Below are 16498 nucleotides of genomic sequence, written 5' to 3' on the forward strand. Positions count from 1 at the left end.
GATCAACGCACGCATGGCGAAGCTCGCCAAGCGACGGGCACAGGGAAGAGCCGCCTACACCGACGCTAAATCCCGCGACAGCTAAGCGATGGCGGTTTCCTGACCACGCTTACGGTGATCTGAAGATCGGAGGAGAAAATAGAATGTTTATCGTTGAACCAACTGCTGTAGTCATTGCCGCGTATGTCACGGCCCTCGTTATGCGAGAAATGCCGCGCCTGTTTGCATTGCTCATCGTCCGGACCGCCGACGGGCTGTCGGCAGCTAGGCACACTCAGATCGTGGAAGCGCTTAGCGGTCGCCAAGTCCCAGCGAATTGGACCGCGGCGTCGGAAGATCGCAAGTTGTTGCGCGCCGCCATGCGCTCTACGATGCGTATGGCGACGTTTCGCTCGCTCTATCCTCTGAACCGCTGAAACCGGCTGTTAGGCCCATTTTGACTGCGACAATTTACCAGAATGATTTGCATGAGCTTCGCCTCGCCCGCCAAACACGGCATTCTCTAATTTCGAACCGTGTGACGTCGCGGAGCCAATGTCTCCGAGGAAGCGGAGATCTCAGATGATGGCTTTTCGGGTGAATGCTTACCTCCCGGTCAATTGGCGATAGAGCGACACGATCTCCGACTTTGATAAGCTCGGATTGCCCGCCACGTTGAGCGCGACCCTGGTAAAGTTGAGCCGTTTCATTATTGGCTCCACCTCGCCTCGAATGAAATAGTGGGAAGACGGACTCCGCGTGAAGTCTCGGTGCACGCGGCCTGCTCGCGCACCGACGCGCTGTATCGCGAAGTCGGCTCGATCTGGCGTCGTAAAACTAAAATCCCGGTGATGGATTGCGACATGTTGCAACTCTCGCAGGTCATCGCGACGCTCCCAGATCTGGAATACAGCCGGTACGTCGTACGGCTTGGACCTGAATAGGAACGCGTCACACTGCACAGTCTCCTCGTGGATTAGATGGAAGTTACGATCGAGGCGATTTTCTATGGAAGCCTTCCGAAAAGTTCGCGGCAGTATCAGTGCGATGACACTCGCCTGCCATGCAGCATGGTTGAAGAAGCGTACTGCCATACTGGCATTCCGGCCGAACGGCGGATTGCCGACCACAGCCACCTCCCGTTCGCTGCGGATTTCAACAGATAGGAAATCAGCGGTGCGGATACCCGGATATTTCGGATCAACATCAAACGCCAGGCTCCCTTGGGGCATCAGTCTGAGAAAAGATCCCGTACCGGCGCTCGGCTCGACTAGCTGGTATCGGCTCGGATCGCAAAATTTTTGGAAAACGCCATAGAGTTTCTGTGCTACGTGGTGACGTGTGTAATATTGATCAAACAGTTCGTCATTCGTTTTCATCCAACTTTTCATTTGTCACTCCTTCGAGATAAAATTTAAGCTCGTCGGACATGATTATTTTGCCGACCCTGATTTATAGGATGGTCGGTAGGATCTCCCAAGCTGATGAGTGATTTTTTTCAGATATTCGATTTTGGGCGATAGTAGATATAATATAAACGGGCGTCCTATTGCATTTTTTAGGTCGGGAGAAAGCCGGATTTGCGCGGGGGACATCGCGGTGCGGAGGCGAATGGATGGGCTTGCCTCGCGGACAAACAACAATGCACCGGTGATCTCGGTACAATCGCCCCTAAAGCAACCCGCTGTTTAGGAGCCGGACCAGCGGATGCGGGTCGAGCAAGTCCGCTCTCGGACGCTTCCGCTTCGCGCCTCAAACCCGCTCATGGCGCGTTGTTCGGGAATAGCTTGAAGGCGGCGTCTGACAGCATGAAATGGCAGCTTTCGGACGACTTCCGTCGTCGACGCAGAACATCTCGTTTACACCGAGAGGGTCGGCGGCCGAATGTTTGTCTTATCGGCGTAGCAGACTTTCGGTCGGCGCCGGTCAAATGACTTGTGCTAAAAGGTGGAGCCTAAGGTTAGCCCCGCTGCGCGAGGTCGCGAGCGCAGCGGGGCTGCGTTTTCGTAGGCTCTGTGCGTGGATAATTGGTAAAAACGCTACAACGCTTTGCGCTCACGCAAAGGACAACAAGGGCATGCTGAGGGAGCCGCTTTAGGTTTTTAGTGAGGTAACCATGATAGTCGAGGCGGATGGAGCCCATCCGCGATGCCATATATTATCAGCAGCTGGCCCGTGTCGCGCGCGCGAAAGCGAGCCGCTGCGGCGATCCGGATCTGGCCCTTCGTCTGCGGGAAGCCGCTATACGCCATGATCGCATAGCGCGGTCGCTTCGCCGCGCCGAACAAGGCCAAAATCCCGACCGCCGACGGCTTCGCTTGCGGGATAGGTTCGCAGCCTGGCTGAGTGGCAATTGAAGGTCGGCGCGCGAGGCGATTCCGTCGGTGCTGCTGGTGCCAAGCGGTTGCGATCGCGGGTGGTTGCTGGCGATACCGGGGCCGCAAGTGCTACATTCAATGATCTACTGCGACATGGCCGACACCGCGACCTTTAGGATGTGTCCGACGATATCACCTGGTTAAAAACGTCGTTGTGAAACTGCCGACCACGCCGACAGCGGACCAAGCCGCTGCGATCTTTCGGCGCCGTGTCGATTCGGTTTGTAGCGACGTTGACCGCGTTTGGCAGTCCCTCTGTCGCTACCCGATTCAGTTTGCCATCCACTTACGCATCGCTGCCAGGTTGCTTTTCACCGCCTGCCCGCTAGTTTTGTAGCTCCGGCACCTTCATCACTACCCCGAAGCGGCCGGAGGGTCAGTCTCTAGACGGCGCAAATGCTGGCTTGAGACCGGAAAGGCCCTGCCAATAGTGGTGGGGCCTTTCTTGTCTGGACGCGACGATTCTCATCGCTCCCTCTACATTTTTCGCTCCGAAGCGCCGCGCACGGTGTCGATTTTAAGAGAAAAATCGCCCCGTATTAATTCGGGTTGGGCACGATGTGAAATGTGCGGACAAGATGGGCTGGGGGCGGATGATCCAAGATGATGACGAAGCACAATATTCTGATCGTGGACGATCACCGGATCTCTCAAAGCGGGCTGTGCTACTTGTTCGCGTCTTTGGAGCGCCACGCGGTTGTCGGCACGCTCGATCGCGGCGAGACCGTGAATGCCTTTGTCGTGTCGCAACCAGTCGATCTCGTCATCCTCAATCTCAACTTGCCCGACGTGCGACGCGAGCATTTTGCTCATTGCGCCTAACTTTTTGATGGCACCACTGCATTCCTGCCGCGTCTTGCCGTATCAGTCGATTGGGTGCAGGTGCTCGCGACGCCGGGGGTAGACAGCCACTCGACTTACGTCGCGCTGTCCAGGCACCGCGAGCAGGACGACGTATATTTCAGCCGCGACGATTTTACCAGTTAGTCGAACGTTGTCTGCGTCATGTCGCGAAAGCCAAGGGTATGGCCAGCGACTACGGCGTGGCGGAACCAGCAAAGTCCACGCAACCGAAACGCGGCAAGTTCGGCAGGCTCAAACTTTCTGTCCTCGGGACGGACTCAATTAGGCACCCTTCCGATCAGCTGCGGCAGGCCAGACTGTCGCAGATCTGCATCAGTTCTCGCTAGCTCGATCCCGCGGCTGCGCACGCGCCACTCGACAAGGCGGCAGTACCCCGACATGAAGGGTTGGTCTTGGGCACCCCAGTTAACCTATGGCAGGATCTTCGTTCAGAAACGGGAACCTAAGGCCATCTCGATCCGACCTAGGCTGTAAATGCTTGCGTGGAAGGCTAGACGACGCCATCGCGCAACAATCCTAGTTCAGGGCGGCGTGCGAGAGCACATTTTGCGCGGGCAAGCCTGGAGGTCGGTTTTTGGAAAGGGGCATTCGTGCAACGCAAGGGAATTGTTCTGGCCGGAGGGTCGGGAACCCGACTTTATCCGTTAACGCGGTCGATCTCGAAACAACTCGCGCCCGTCTACGACAAGCCGATGATCTATTATCCTGTCGCGGTATTGATGCTCGCAGGTATCCGAGAAATCCTGATCATTACGACGCCCGAAGACCAGTCGATGTTCGAGCGGTTGCTCGGCAACGGCTCCGACTGGGGACTGGAAATCAGCTATGCCGTTCAACCTGAGCCCGGCGGGCTGGCGCAGGCCTTCCATATCGGCGCCGACTTTATCGCCGACGCGCCCAGTGCACTTATCTTGGGCGACAACATATTCTATGGCCATGGTCTCGGAGAAATGTTGCAAGAGGCGGACCACCGCAGCGTCGGTGCCAGTGTCTTTGCCTATCGCGTTTCTAATCCTCGCGCCTATGGCGTGGTTGAAATCGATGGCCGTTACAATGCAATCAGTATCGAGGAAAAGCCCGAGCATCCCAAATCCAACTATGCGGTAACCGGCCTTTATTTTTACGACGAGTCGGTGGTCGATCGGGCGCGGAGCTTGAAGCCTAGTGCCCGGGGCGAACTCGAGATCACCGACCTCAACCGGACCTATATGGAGGATGGCGCGCTGTCCGTTCAGATCATGGGCCGCGGTTTTGCGTGGCTCGACACGGGAACGCACGCGTCGCTTCTCGATGCCGGAAATTATGTGCGGATAACCGAGGAGCGCCAAGGAATGAAGATCTGCTGTCCTGAAGAAATCGCTTGGCGCCTTCACTACATCGATGATGCGAAATTGCGGGCGATTGCCGAGCCGTTGCGCAAATCGGGCTACGGTGACTATCTCATGAGCCTCCTCGATAATTGATCCGCCCGATGCATCTTTCAGCCCGAACGGCTTCTGATCCAGCGCGCTATGCGTGGACACCGCGGGTCACGGTTATCGTGCCGCATTATCAGGATCTGGATAATTTAACCCGCTGTCTCGAACATCTGGAACGCCAGACATATCCGGCCGCGCTATTCGATATTATAGTTGCCGACAATGGCTCTGCGATTGCGCGCAAACGACTGGAAGAGGTAACGAACGGGCGGGCGACGCTGGTGATCGAATCGCGCAAGGGAGCCGGGCTTGCCCGCAACGCCGCCGCTGCTATTGCGAGTGGGGAGGTGCTTGCCTTCATCGATTCGGATTGTCTCGCGACACCTTACTGGCTGTGCTCGGGTGTCGCGGCCTTGCATTGCGCTGGGTTCGTCGGTGGCGACGTAATCATCGCCGATCCGCGGGACCGCGACCACTCGGGCACCGAAGCGTTCGAAAAGGTGTTCGCTTTCAACATGCGCTCCTATGCACGCGACAAGAATTTCGCGGGATCGGGCAATTTATTCGTGCGCCGGGCCGATTTCGAAAGGGTAGGCGGCTTCAAAGTTGGCATGTCGGAAGATATGGAATGGAGCCATCGCGCCGCGGCGACCGGGCTCAAGCTCGCGTTCGAGGAGCGCGCGCTGGTCACGCATCCTCCGCGGCGCAACTGGGCCGAACTGACGCGCAAGTGGAGGCGGGTCAGCCAGGAATTATACGCCATTGCGTGCAGCCGCCCGCATGGCCGACTCGTGTGGTTCGCGCGCTCGCTCGCCATGCCGTTGTCGGCTATCGCGCATCTGCCGCGAATGCTGGCACACAAAGACTTGACGATCGGGGGTCGATTGCGCGGCGCCGGCGTACTGGTCTCCATTCGCCTGTGGCGCATGGTCTATGGATTAAGGCTGATGATAAAGGCACCGGCGGCATGACAACCGTGGCGGGTGATCCGGCTGTGACCGTGGTCATCATTTCCTATCGCAGTCATGTCGATCTGCCGCGCTGTCTCGACGCTATTGGCGCTTCGGACTATCGCAATTTTCGCGTGGTAATTGTCGAGAACGGCGGCGCGGAGGCCCATCTGCGGACGGCAACGCTCGTCCCCGCTGCGCTGGCGGGAGGCCAGGCGGTGACGACAATCTGTGCCCCCGGGAACCTCGGTTATGCCGGAGGCATCAACCTCGGTGTCAGCGCTGCACCCGGAGGTGATGCCTACTGGATTCTCAATCCCGATACTGCACCCGATCCTGCTGCGCTATCTGCCATGGTCGTCCGGCTGCAACGAGGCGATGTCGATGCGGTTGGCTGCACGCTGATCGACCCCGAGGGGCGAGTCGCTGCCCGTGCAGGGGGGCGTTGGACGCGCGCGGGCGCGCGCGTGATCGCAACGGGCATGGGTGAGGAGGCGGCCATTGACGGCCACGTCACGGCGATTGAGGCGGGGCTCGACTACATCAGCGGAGCATCGATGCTGGTCAGCGCGCGCTGGATGTCGACCGTCGGTGCGATGCGCGAAGATTATTTTCTTTATTGTGAAGAGATCGAATGGTGCCTTCGAGCTAGCGTCCTCGGCCTTGCGATGGGCTATGCGCCCCGCGCGCTTGTGTTTCACGAAGCCGGGACCGCGACAGGGTCAGGCAATTCGCAGGCGACGATGTCGCGCCTGTCCGCCTATCTCAATGCCCGCAATCGTGTGCTCCTCGCGGGAGATCAGCCGGGCGGCGCGCTATCAGGAACGCGGTGGCTGATTGCAGCGCATCTGATCTTGCGCTTTGGCAAGCGGCGAGCGTGGGGCGTAATGCGTTACGCGCTGGCGGGATGGATGGCCGGAATGCGTGGCGAACGCGGCATTCCCACGTGGATGGGTCTCGACGCATGAGTGTAGGACCGGAAAAATGCGCAAAAGCGCCCGCGATCCGCGTCGGCCTGTTATGGCATGCCGCGAATTCCGGCAACCTGGGGGTTGGTGCCCTGACCTTCGGTAATCTGGCGCTTCTGCGTCGAGCCGCTGCGAAAGCGGGGTTTGTGCCCCACTTTACGGTGCTTGGCTTCGCCGATCCCGGACGGCCCCGCTATATCAACGAGCCCGACGTCGAAATATTCGAGATTGACCGGCGCGCGATGATGCCCGGCGGTGGTTTTGGCGGCGCGCTCGAAAAATGCGATCTCATATGCGACATCGGAGGTGGCGACAGCTTCACCGACATATATGGCCCCAAGCGCTTTGCCTTTCTTTGGCTGACCAAACTGCTCGCCAACATGCGCCATATTCCGGTGATCTTCAGTCCGCAGACCATCGGTCCTTTCACCGGCATGCTGTACCGTCGACTGGCGGCGATCGCGCTTCGCCGTGCGACGATCGTATATGCGCGCGACCCGAGTTCTGCCGAGGCGGCGCGCGCGCTCGCACCGTCAGCTACCGTCCGGCAAGCGGTCGACGTGGCTTTTGCGATGCCCTTTTCGCGGACCCGCCTGCCACGCGGCAGGACGCATATCGGAATCAATGTTTCGGGCCTATTGTTCAACAGCGGATATGACGGACGCAACAGCTTTGGCCTGAGCATCGACTATCCGGTGTTCATCCGCAGCCTGCTTGAGCGGCTGACCGCCGACAATCGCTTTCAGATTCATCTGATCGCACATGTGAACAGCGAGAATATACCCGCCGACGATGATGGCCGGGTGGCAGACCTTCTCGCGTACGAATTTCCGAAGACTGTCCGCGTCCCCGATTTTGCCGATCCGGTCGAGGCGAAGGGCTTTATATCGGGACTTGACGCGCTCGTCGCAGCGCGCATGCACGCTTGTATTGCTGCCTATTCCTGCGGAGTTGCGACGATTCCCGTCGCCTATAGCCGCAAGTTCGCCGGGTTGTTCGGCGGCGCCTTGCGTTATCCGCACATGGTTCCGGTCACGGGAATGACGACCGCCGAGGCCGTCGATTATGTCATGGACCGGATCGCTCATCGCGAGGCGCTGGCGGCAGACATCACCACAGGTCTCCGCGCGGTGGAAAGTCTTCTCGATGGCTATGTGGACACGCTAGCCGAAGCGATGGCGGCGGCGAAGCAAAAGAGTTAATCCGATTGTCATAATCAAGAATCAGTCCTAAATTGGCATTGAAATTCAAAGGGCAGGAAAACCGGTTTGAGCGACGCTCTCCTAATTCAGCGGCGGCAGTCCGTCCGAATCGTGACGGTCTTTCTCGTTGCCTCCTTGGTGGCGGCATTTGTGCCGAGCCGCGAGCGTGAGCTGATTCTGACGGGGAATGGCTTGGTCGAACCGATGGAGACCGTCCTCTTCACCCAGCCGTTCCCTGACCCTTTAGCGCGGACGGGCGTAAATTTCGGCGGCGCGCCGTTCGGCGGTCAGTCGGGCGGATCGCTACGCGCCCTGCCGCGGCTTGGCGCGCTCGGCGGCGGCAACGCGCTTCAGCCTGCGGCAGGACCGGCAGTAGCATCCGATGGTGGGATTTTGCCGCTTGGCCGGACCGCTGAAGCGACGAGCAGTGGGGCAGATTCGGGTCTTGCGCCGACGAGCAGCGATGGCGGTTCGGCGGGCGGCGTTTCGAGCGGCGGCGGCACCTTGCCGGGCAGCCCTGGCGGCGGCGGCACGATCGGTGCGGGATCGAGCAGCGGAGGTTCCAGCGGCGGCGGCCCGGCGCTGGTCCCCGAGCCTGACGTCTGGGCGATGCTCATTCTCGGATTCGGCCTGATCGGCGGTCTGTTGCGGCGTAATCGCCGTGCTAGGTTCGGGGTTGCAGCGACCGCGCAGACGCAGCTTTGACATCGCCTTTCGGCCGATGATTATTCAAAGGTCAGCCGGTCGGCATCGATACGCATTGGGCCAAGTCTTTGTAGCACATCCTGACCGAGCAGCGACACGCGCGTCGGGCCTTCGGAAACGATAAGTGTCATGTCATGCAGCGACCGCTGTCCGATGCGAAGCGTATCGACGGCTGCAAGCCGATAGCGCGTGGTTCCGTTGACGGTAGCGAGCGAGCCGCGTGACCGCGAATCGACCGCGAGATCGAGCCGTTTTGCGATGTGCGACGAAAGCACCGACTTAGTTGCTCCGGTATCGACGATCATCGGGATGCTGCGGCCGTCGATCATTACGGTCGCCCGGAAAAGACCGTCGGGAGAACGGGTGATCGAAGCGATCGCGGGCGGATCTGCGGCAGGCAGTACGGCGGGGCCTGGGAGCGGGGGTGCGGGCACGCTGCTGTCGTTGCGCATCTCGAGGTCGCTTTGCAGCGTTGACCAGCTCCAGCCCACCGCACCGCTGGCCAGGGTAATCGGCGTCACGGCCATCAAGATCAATCGATCGAACACGCTGCAACCTTGAACATAAAGCGTAAAATTAAGGTGAAGCCGTCCATCATCGACCCGACTAAGCCGAAGATCGGCTGGACTAAGTGGGCATCGCTGCCTAAAGTTAGCGAGGGGAGATTTCTCGATGGCCGAAGCTAGGACTGCCGATAATGTCGATCGGCCCATGTGGCGGACCCACGGGCTGGCAATCGTCACGATCTGCCTGATTGTCTTCGCTATTCTAGCGGGCCAGTTGGTGTCGTATACCGATCTGGTAGGCCGGTTGGGCGAATGGCAGTTCGCGCGCTTCGGGCGATATTTTCCCGCGCTGACGGTGCTCCTGCCAATCGTTCTAGGATTGATCCTCTGGTCTGCGGCGGCCAAAATCGTACGTATGATCGCCGAGCGGCGCGGCGGCAACCGCGCGATAGGCAAGCGGCGGATCCTGCTCGTAGATGCCGCGCGGCTCCTATTCATATTGGCGGCGGTGGCTGGCTTACTCACGCTCGCGGTGTTCGCCCATTATCTCCAGTTGCCCGACAATCGCGGCAAGCTTCAGCTGATCAGCCTCAAAACAGATTCGGCTGGGGACCTGCGCGAAGGCCCCGTCAAACTTATCGACGCACCGGGCATCGGGCCGGTATCGCGCTATGCCGACGGCCTTATCTTCACACAGCGCACCAGTTTTTTCGTGCCGGTGGGCTCCGCAGCGACAGAACGCGAAATCGGTTCGGATTCGACAGCGGCACGGCCGTTCAACCTGTTCGTCGAAATCGAACCTCCGTCGGACGATATCAGCGACGATGCCCTGACCCGGCTTGCGTCGGTAAAAAGCGCGGAGCATCGCGGCCTATTGCGAGCGGCCGCGCTGCCTTCGGAAATCGCCGCCATGTATCGTGGCGCCGGTTACCCCGTAGAGACCCGTAGCTCGGTTCTATTCCTGTCGCAGGCATCAGCCAATTTTCGTGTCTTGCTCTACATGTGTGAAACCCTGGCCTTCGGTCTCATCGCCTTGCTGTTTGCTCTCATCCTCAACCGCGCGAAGCGGAGGGCCGAGCGTGTCGACGCGGTCGCACCGAACGCATAGCGGTTCTCTCAACCTTCGCGGAAAGCGCGGTTGAACTGCTGCATAAGCGGGGCAAAGAGATAGGCTAACAGACTGCGTTCGCCAGTTTGCAGAAACACCTCGAGGGGCATGCCGATTACGGCGCGCTGTTTGCCGAGCCGCCGCCGTTCGGACTCGCCGATCGCGACGGTCGCCTTGTAGAAGCTCTCGCCCGTGCGCTCGTCGATGAACCGCCGGCTCGAAATATGCGTCACGCGCCCGACCATGTCGGAGTTATTCCTGCCGGTGACCGAGGCACAGCGGACCGTCGCGATCTGGTCGCGACGGATCGATTCAATGTCTTGCGGCTGAACGCGCAGGTCGACTGTAAGGCTGCCGCCGTCGGGAACGATTTCGACGACGGGCTGTGTCGGGGGAATCACGCCACCGAGCGTGGCAAAGCGCAGATTTTCGACCACGCCGGCATGCGGTGCGCGGATGACGCTTCGATCGAACGCATCCTGCGCTGAAGCTGCGCGCAGATTTTGGTCGCCAAGCTGGGTGAGCACCGGAACGAGGTCAGCGGCGGCCGCGGCGCGGACATTTTGAGCCGAATGAATACCGGATTGGCGCAGTTCTGCCATGCGCGCGCGCGACTGGGCGATGCGCGCGGAAACGCTGGCCTCGGTCGATTTCAGGTCAATCGCCGTTCGCTCCATCTGGTTCATCCGGCCGACGGTCACCAGTCCGCGAGCCTTGAGGCTGCGCAAGCCGGCGAGTTCGGGCTCGATTAAATTGATCTGCTCGCGCGCGGCGGCTCCCTGCGCTTCGAGAGCGCTTATCTCGCTGCGGGTCTGCGCAAGCTGTTCGCGAAGCTGCGCTTGGCTGCTCACTTCGGCACTTCGGCGCGCCGCGAACATCTGGCGCGCTTCGGCCACAACCGTCGCAGCTTCGGGCGAGCGGTCATTGATTAGCTCGGGGGGGAAAGTGATGCTACGCGACCCGTCGCGTTCGGCGCGCATGCGCGCGCTTGCGGCAAGCAACTGCTGCACCGACTGGTGAGCAGCACTGGCGCCGGCGCCTGACAACGTCGATTCGAGGCGGATGATGGGCTGACCTCGCCGGACATGGTCGCCCTCGCGCACCAGCACAGCCTCGATTACTCCGCCTGTGGGATGAGATACCTGCTGGATCGCGACTTCGGTACTCAGCTGGCCTTGGGCGATGACGGCCCCGTTGACGTTGATCAGGCTCGCCATCACTATGAAGAGCACCACGAGGCTCCCGACTGCTATCGCGCCGATGCGGATCGAGCGGAACAGAGCCTGTCTCGTATTCTCTATCGCGGCCTCGACGACATCGCCGGGGGCGTCGACCGGAACAAAACTGCCCTCGAGCAAATTTTTCATCGGCATGCTCATGCCACTTCTCCCTTGGAAACGGTGGCCGCCATCGCATCTGCTCGTGGCCCGTCCGAACCGCCGAACCTCGACAGGCTCCCTCGTGCGCGCGTCCAAACCAGAGATTTCGGACCGAAATCGGCGACCGCACCGAGCTGCAGAACCATGAGCATGTCCGCGAGGTCGACCGCACGCTGATCGTTCGAAGCGATCACCACGATGGCGCCGCGCGCGCGCGCCTCGGCGATTACCGCCTCAATGGCCTGCGCTCCGACTGGATCGAAGCGGAGAAAAGGGTCGTCGATGATTAGCAGGAACGGCTCGCGCACTATCGCGCGCGCAACGGCCACGCCGCGCCGCCAAGCTGCGCTCAATCCTTCGCCGCCGTGGCCGACTGGCTGGGAATATCCGCCGGGCAGGCGTAAAATAGTTTCATGAACCCCGGCCGCCCGCGCCGCCGCAATGATGCGTGAATCGGAGATGCTCGAATCGAAGCCCGAGATATTTTCGGCGATGCTGCCGGCAAACAGTGGCGCATCCTCGCCGACATAGCCGATCCGTTCCGCGAGCTTGCGGGGGTCGAAATGACGAAAATCCGCATCGTCGAGCCGAATATCGCCCGTCAGGCCGGGCCATGCGCCGGTCATTGCGCGCAGAAGGCTGGTCTTGCCAGATCCCGCGGGGCCCATGACCGCCGTGACGCTGCCGGCGGACATTGCGCAGTCGATCGCGCGTATCGCCAACTGCGGTGAGCCGACATATTGGAGTGAGACTGCCTCGAGCGCTAGACGCCATTTCGGAAGAGGTAAGGCGAGAGCCTGGGGTAGGAAGCTAGTGGCTTGAACCGGTCTGGATGCAGCCGTGCCAGCTCGGGCCAGCCAGCTGGGCCGGGGTAGCGCCGCGGCCGAGCGCACCAAATTGGCTTCAATCCGAACTGTGCACCAACTAACCATCAGAAGCGCGCCCAGGGCGCCGATCGTCGTCCCTCCGGAAGCGACCGACAGTAGCGACATTAGCGAGACCGCGAGAAGCAGGCTTGCTACCAGCAGGCGCGCCAGCATCTCGGCGCGATCGCGATGCGCCATCGACTGACGATGACGTTCGATCGAAGCGAGCGCCTGACGGGTCCAGCGCCCCTGCCAGCGCGCGATCAGTCCGGAGGCTACGGCGTCGTACCCCGCGGCCTCGACCGCCCGCCGATCCGGCCCCGAAGGCGGACCTTCTGAGTGGACCGGAGTGACCGTGGTGCGGCGGCGCTGCCATTGGATCGCGACTGCGGCGGCGAAGAGGCCCATTACGAGCATTGCGCCCACGAGCGGTCGAACAAGCGCGGCGGCAATCACTAGCACGGGCAGCTGCGCTGCGTCGGCGAGTGCGGCGGCGGCAGTCGTCGGCGACTGGGGCGCAAACAGGCGCGCCGGTTCGCTATGATCCTGGTCAACGTCCACCATCGCCTGCATGGCGACCAGTCGGCCGATCAACTGCTTGCGGGCATGGAAGAGCAGAAGGCTGGCGGCGACAAGGAGCCAGGCGAGCAGGGTGATCACAACAAGGCTGGCCGTTGACCGTGCCGGCAGCGTGCTGTCGAGTACGAGCCAGACCAGTGTCGCAAGCGTCACCAGCAGGACCGATATGGCCACCGATTGGCCGATGACCAACGCCAGTGCTGCACGGGTGCCGGACCTTACGGACACACGCTCCGGATCTGCCAGTTGGGATAGGGGATACGACAAGGCGTAAGCTCCAGGCAATCGCGATAGTAAACGACAGATTTACCTTTATGACATGGTCGAGTAACCAAATGGTTGACGGCCTCGCTGCCGATGAACATGACGTCGCTCCAAATGGTTCGGGGTTCTGGACGACGAATCGACAGATCGAGGGGGCAGACGGGTGATCATCACCGATGATCGTCTTAGGGCGACTGCAAATAATCTGACTTTGGTCCGGCTGGTGCTTGCCTCGGCGGTAATCTGGAGCCACAGCTACTGGCGGATCCTCGGGGTCGCGAACCAGGATGAACTGTCACCTTGGCTGGGAGCCACAATTTCGGCTTATGCCGTCGACGGCTTCTTCTTTCTTAGCGGATTTCTCGTGTATCGCAGCCTGTCGCTGCGCGGCAGCGTATCGGACTTTGTCCTCGCGCGACTAGCGAGGCTGTGGCCCGGCCTTGCCGTGGCGGTGGGGCTCACAATCCTTGGCGGCTATGTCCTGTCAGCCCTGCCCGCAAGCGCGTATCTCAAGGGAGATACCGCATATTTCGCCATCAAAAATCTGTCGCTGCTCGCTGCGCATTATAATCTGACCGGCCTGCAGTGCGGTGCCGAGCCCTGCGTCATCAATGGCTCGCTCTGGACGATCACTTGGGAGGTGCGCTGTTACGCCCTGCTGGCACTTCTCGCGCTGACGGGATTAGCCAGCCCGCGCTGGATGGCCCGGCTGATTCTGCCCCTGACCGCCGCTGGCGCGCTCGGGCTTCACATTCCGGGCGTAGCGACGCTCGTGGAGATGATCGGCGGCGAAGGGGTTCTCTACAATATCCGGCTGATCGACCGGCTATGGACGATGTTCGCACTCGGCATTGCCGCCTATCTGTGGCGCGACCGTCTGCGGCTCTCGTGGACGGGGCTGCTTCTGCTCGGCGCCTTGAACCTCGCAGCGCAGCACTGGCAAATCCATATCCACATACAGTCGCTATTTGTCGGCTATGCGGTCCTGTGCTGCGGCTTTCTGTCGGCGCGTCACAGCGCCATTTCAGGGAGCTGGCCCGACTATAGCTATGGAATGTACATTTACGCCTTTCCGGTGATGATGCTTGTCGCATCGGCCATAACCTTCAGCCACCATGGCTGGCTCGCGCTGGCCAATGCGACTGCGACGTTGCCGCTGGCGGCGCTGTCCTGGCATCTGGTCGAACGGCCGGTGCTTGATCGGGTGCGCAGCCGGAACCGGCCGCAAGGTCCGGTAATAGAACAATCTTCATCGTAAACGGCCATTTAACCAGCTTCCTTGCGAACCGCGTAAAGCGAATCCGTCATTAACCCCTCCATTAAGGGGGCGCGGCAGGTTGATTCTCGCGCATTACGGAAAGGCCGAATATCGTGGCAATCACACTGGTCTATACGTCGGAAGCGCTGTTAGCTGCGCTCAAGACTGCGAAGGAGGGCGATGTCATCAAACTCGCTCCGGGCACCTATGACCATCTCGTCATTCGCTCCACGGATTTTCCCAATGTAACGATCACATCGGCGGACCCGAACAATCGCGCAGTGTTCTCGGACCTGATGATCAAATACGCCAGCGGGCTGAATTTCAACGGGATCGACATGGTCGCGAGCACATCGAGCCCGAACAATGTCTTCCAGGTCTTCGGATCGAAGAATATTTCTTTCGACCATGTCTCCGTGTCGGGTCCCGACAATTTGGGCAGCGGCAATGAGAAATCGGCGTTTATGATTCGTAGCAGCAGCGATGTGACGGTGTCGAACAGCGAATTCCATCATCTGTGGCACGGCATTAATATGCTCGATAACAACGGCGTGACGATCGTCGGCAACAATTTTCACGACATCCGTACCGATGGTGTTCGCGGCGGCGGCAATTCCGACCTCATTATAAGCAGCAATATCTTCACCGATTTCCGGCCGAATGCCGCAGATCACCCCGATGCCATCCAGCTCTGGTCAACCAATGCGGTCGACCCCGGCCGGAACATTACCATTGCGGACAATCTGATCGTGCGCGGTGATGGCAGCCCCGTCCAAGGTATTTTCATTCGGGATACATTCGGCCAGATGCCGTTTGAGAATGTGACGATCACCGGCAATTTAGTGATGGGCGGCCTATATCAGGGCATCGCGCTCAAGGGGGTCGATGGCGCGGTCGTCAAGGGTAATCAAGTCGTGGCTTATGACGATCAACTGTCTTGGATCCTCGCCGACTCGGCCACCAATCTTAATCTCGCCGACAATATTTCATCCAAGTTCCTAATCAACGGCGTTTCGCTCGCGCCGGGCGGAAACAAGCTCGCCCCGCCGACCTCCGTCGACGAAGTGTCGGCGCTCCTGCCGTGGCTCGCCGACCATAGCGCATTCGTGAAGCTATGGGGCGGCAGCGACACGATCTGGTCGAAGACGGGGCTGACGGAACCGGCGCTCGCGGCGCTACCGCCACCGCCGCCATCCTATTTCCTCGTCAGCGGGACCAACGGCAACGACCGCCTGCAAGTGTCGGTCTATGGCGATTCGCGCCTCGAGGGCGGCGTCGGCAATGACACACTGACGGGCGGCGGACAGAAATCCCAGCTGGTCGGGGGCAGCGACGACGACATCTATTTTGTGAGGACCGCAAAGGATGTCGTCATCGAGGAGGCGAATGAAGGAAACGACTCGGTCTACGCCTCGATCGATTACACCTTGGCCGCCAATGTCGAAACACTACGCCTGCTCGGTGAGGGTCTGACCGGCACGGGTAACCATCTGGATAACCGCATGGTCGGCACCGTTGGCGAAGATCGATTCTACGGCATGGACGGTCATGACAAGATTCAGGGCTTGGGCGGTAACGACGGGATATGGGGCGGCGATGGCGACGACAATCTGTCGGGCGATGATGGCGACGACCATTTATTCGGGGAGATTGGCAACGACACCCTCCTAGGTGGCCACGGCAATGATCATCTGTCAGGCGGGGACGGCAATGATATTCTGGAGGGCGGATCCGGGTCGGACATCATGACCGGCGCCGCCGGTGCCGACGAGTTCCGCTATCGCGGCGACCATATCAGCGCCGATGCGGTCGATGTGATCACCGATTTCCAGCGCGGCGTCGATGTCATCGGCCTGCGGGCGATCGACGCCAAGATTAGTACCAAAGCCGACGATGCGTTCAAATTCGTGGGAACCGCCGAGTTCAGCGGCAAGGCTGGGGAATTGCGTTATGAGGTCAGCAACGGCGCGGCCCATGTCTATGGCGATGTCAACGGCGACGGGATGGCGGACTTCGCTATTGTACTGAATGGCGTTCGGACGCTCGGTGCCGAGGATTTTTACCTCTAGGGGGC

General features: G+C 60.3%; 14 protein-coding genes. 9 read left to right on the top strand and 5 right to left on the bottom strand.

Annotation, left to right across the window (positions count from 1 at the left end; all coding sequences use genetic code 11):
* The first annotated feature begins 143 nt into the window (after positions 1 to 143).
* Positions 144 to 416, top strand: a complete 273-nt coding sequence (locus tag FFS68_RS16965; protein ID WP_137754379.1) for a hypothetical protein — start codon at positions 144 to 146, stop codon at positions 414 to 416.
* A 168-nt stretch (positions 417 to 584) separates the two neighbouring features.
* Here the strand turns inward: FFS68_RS16965 and FFS68_RS16970 are convergent, their stop codons facing one another.
* Both FFS68_RS16970 and FFS68_RS18005 read right to left on the bottom strand, forming a co-directional pair.
* Positions 585 to 1370: an SAM-dependent methyltransferase gene (locus tag FFS68_RS16970; protein ID WP_137754380.1), complete on the bottom strand. Its 786-nt coding sequence runs from the start codon at positions 1368 to 1370 to the stop codon at positions 585 to 587.
* Positions 1371 to 2834: 1464 nt separating this feature from the next.
* Positions 2835 to 3170, bottom strand: a complete 336-nt coding sequence (locus FFS68_RS18005) for a hypothetical protein (protein WP_171003936.1) — start codon at positions 3168 to 3170, stop codon at positions 2835 to 2837.
* Between the two features lie 641 nt (positions 3171 to 3811).
* Here FFS68_RS18005 and rfbA point away from each other — a divergent pair.
* The 5 genes from rfbA (at position 3812) to FFS68_RS17005 (ending at position 8464) form a co-directional block, all read left to right on the top strand.
* Positions 3812 to 4684, top strand: coding sequence for a glucose-1-phosphate thymidylyltransferase RfbA (gene rfbA, locus FFS68_RS16985; protein WP_249340217.1), 873 nt, complete (start codon positions 3812 to 3814; stop codon positions 4682 to 4684).
* Positions 4685 to 4692: 8 nt separating this feature from the next.
* Complete coding sequence (locus tag FFS68_RS16990; RefSeq protein WP_137754383.1) at positions 4693 to 5610, top strand: glycosyltransferase; 918 nt, start codon at positions 4693 to 4695, stop codon at positions 5608 to 5610.
* On the top strand, positions 5607 to 6557 hold the full coding sequence (locus FFS68_RS18160; RefSeq protein WP_249340218.1) for a glycosyltransferase family 2 protein: 951 nt from the start codon (positions 5607 to 5609) through the stop codon (positions 6555 to 6557). Before FFS68_RS16990 ends, FFS68_RS18160 begins: the two co-directional genes overlap by 4 nt.
* A 245-nt stretch (positions 6558 to 6802) precedes the next feature.
* Positions 6803 to 7759, top strand: a complete 957-nt coding sequence (locus FFS68_RS17000; RefSeq protein ID WP_249340219.1) for a polysaccharide pyruvyl transferase family protein — start codon at positions 6803 to 6805, stop codon at positions 7757 to 7759.
* A 192-nt stretch (positions 7760 to 7951) separates the two neighbouring features.
* On the top strand, positions 7952 to 8464 hold the full coding sequence (locus FFS68_RS17005) for a PEPxxWA-CTERM sorting domain-containing protein (protein WP_137754386.1): 513 nt from the start codon (positions 7952 to 7954) through the stop codon (positions 8462 to 8464).
* Between the two features lie 20 nt (positions 8465 to 8484).
* On the opposite strand, the gene FFS68_RS18010 is transcribed toward FFS68_RS17005, so the two are convergent.
* The gene (locus FFS68_RS18010; protein WP_171003937.1) at positions 8485 to 9012 is read right to left on the bottom strand and encodes a retropepsin-like aspartic protease; all 528 of its coding nucleotides are present in this window, start codon (positions 9010 to 9012) and stop codon (positions 8485 to 8487) included.
* 124 nt (positions 9013 to 9136) lie between these two features.
* On the opposite strand from FFS68_RS18010, the gene FFS68_RS18015 reads away from it, so the two are divergent.
* On the top strand, positions 9137 to 10078 hold the full coding sequence (locus tag FFS68_RS18015) for a hypothetical protein (RefSeq protein WP_171003938.1): 942 nt from the start codon (positions 9137 to 9139) through the stop codon (positions 10076 to 10078).
* A gap of 8 nt (positions 10079 to 10086) precedes the next feature.
* Here FFS68_RS18015 and FFS68_RS17020 read toward each other — a convergent pair whose 3' ends face one another.
* Positions 10087 to 11457 carry an HlyD family type I secretion periplasmic adaptor subunit gene (locus FFS68_RS17020; RefSeq protein WP_137754389.1) on the bottom strand — a complete coding sequence of 457 codons (1371 nt, stop codon included), beginning with the start codon at positions 11455 to 11457 and terminating at the stop codon, positions 10087 to 10089.
* The gene (locus FFS68_RS17025; RefSeq protein WP_137754390.1) at positions 11454 to 13094 is read right to left on the bottom strand and encodes an ATP-binding cassette domain-containing protein; all 1641 of its coding nucleotides are present in this window, start codon (positions 13092 to 13094) and stop codon (positions 11454 to 11456) included. The genes FFS68_RS17020 and FFS68_RS17025 overlap by 4 nt, the downstream gene beginning before the upstream one ends.
* A gap of 235 nt (positions 13095 to 13329) precedes the next feature.
* On the opposite strand from FFS68_RS17025, the gene FFS68_RS17030 reads away from it, so the two are divergent.
* Positions 13330 to 14424 (top strand): acyltransferase, encoded by a 1095-nt coding sequence (locus FFS68_RS17030; RefSeq protein WP_171003939.1) that lies wholly within the window; start codon positions 13330 to 13332, stop codon positions 14422 to 14424.
* A 113-nt stretch (positions 14425 to 14537) separates the two neighbouring features.
* Positions 14538 to 16493 (top strand): right-handed parallel beta-helix repeat-containing protein, encoded by a 1956-nt coding sequence (locus tag FFS68_RS17035; protein WP_137754392.1) that lies wholly within the window; start codon positions 14538 to 14540, stop codon positions 16491 to 16493.
* Positions 16494 to 16498 lie beyond the last annotated feature (5 nt).

Source organism: Sphingopyxis sp. L1A2A, assembly GCF_005502465.1.
GTDB lineage: Bacteria > Pseudomonadota > Alphaproteobacteria > Sphingomonadales > Sphingomonadaceae > Sphingopyxis.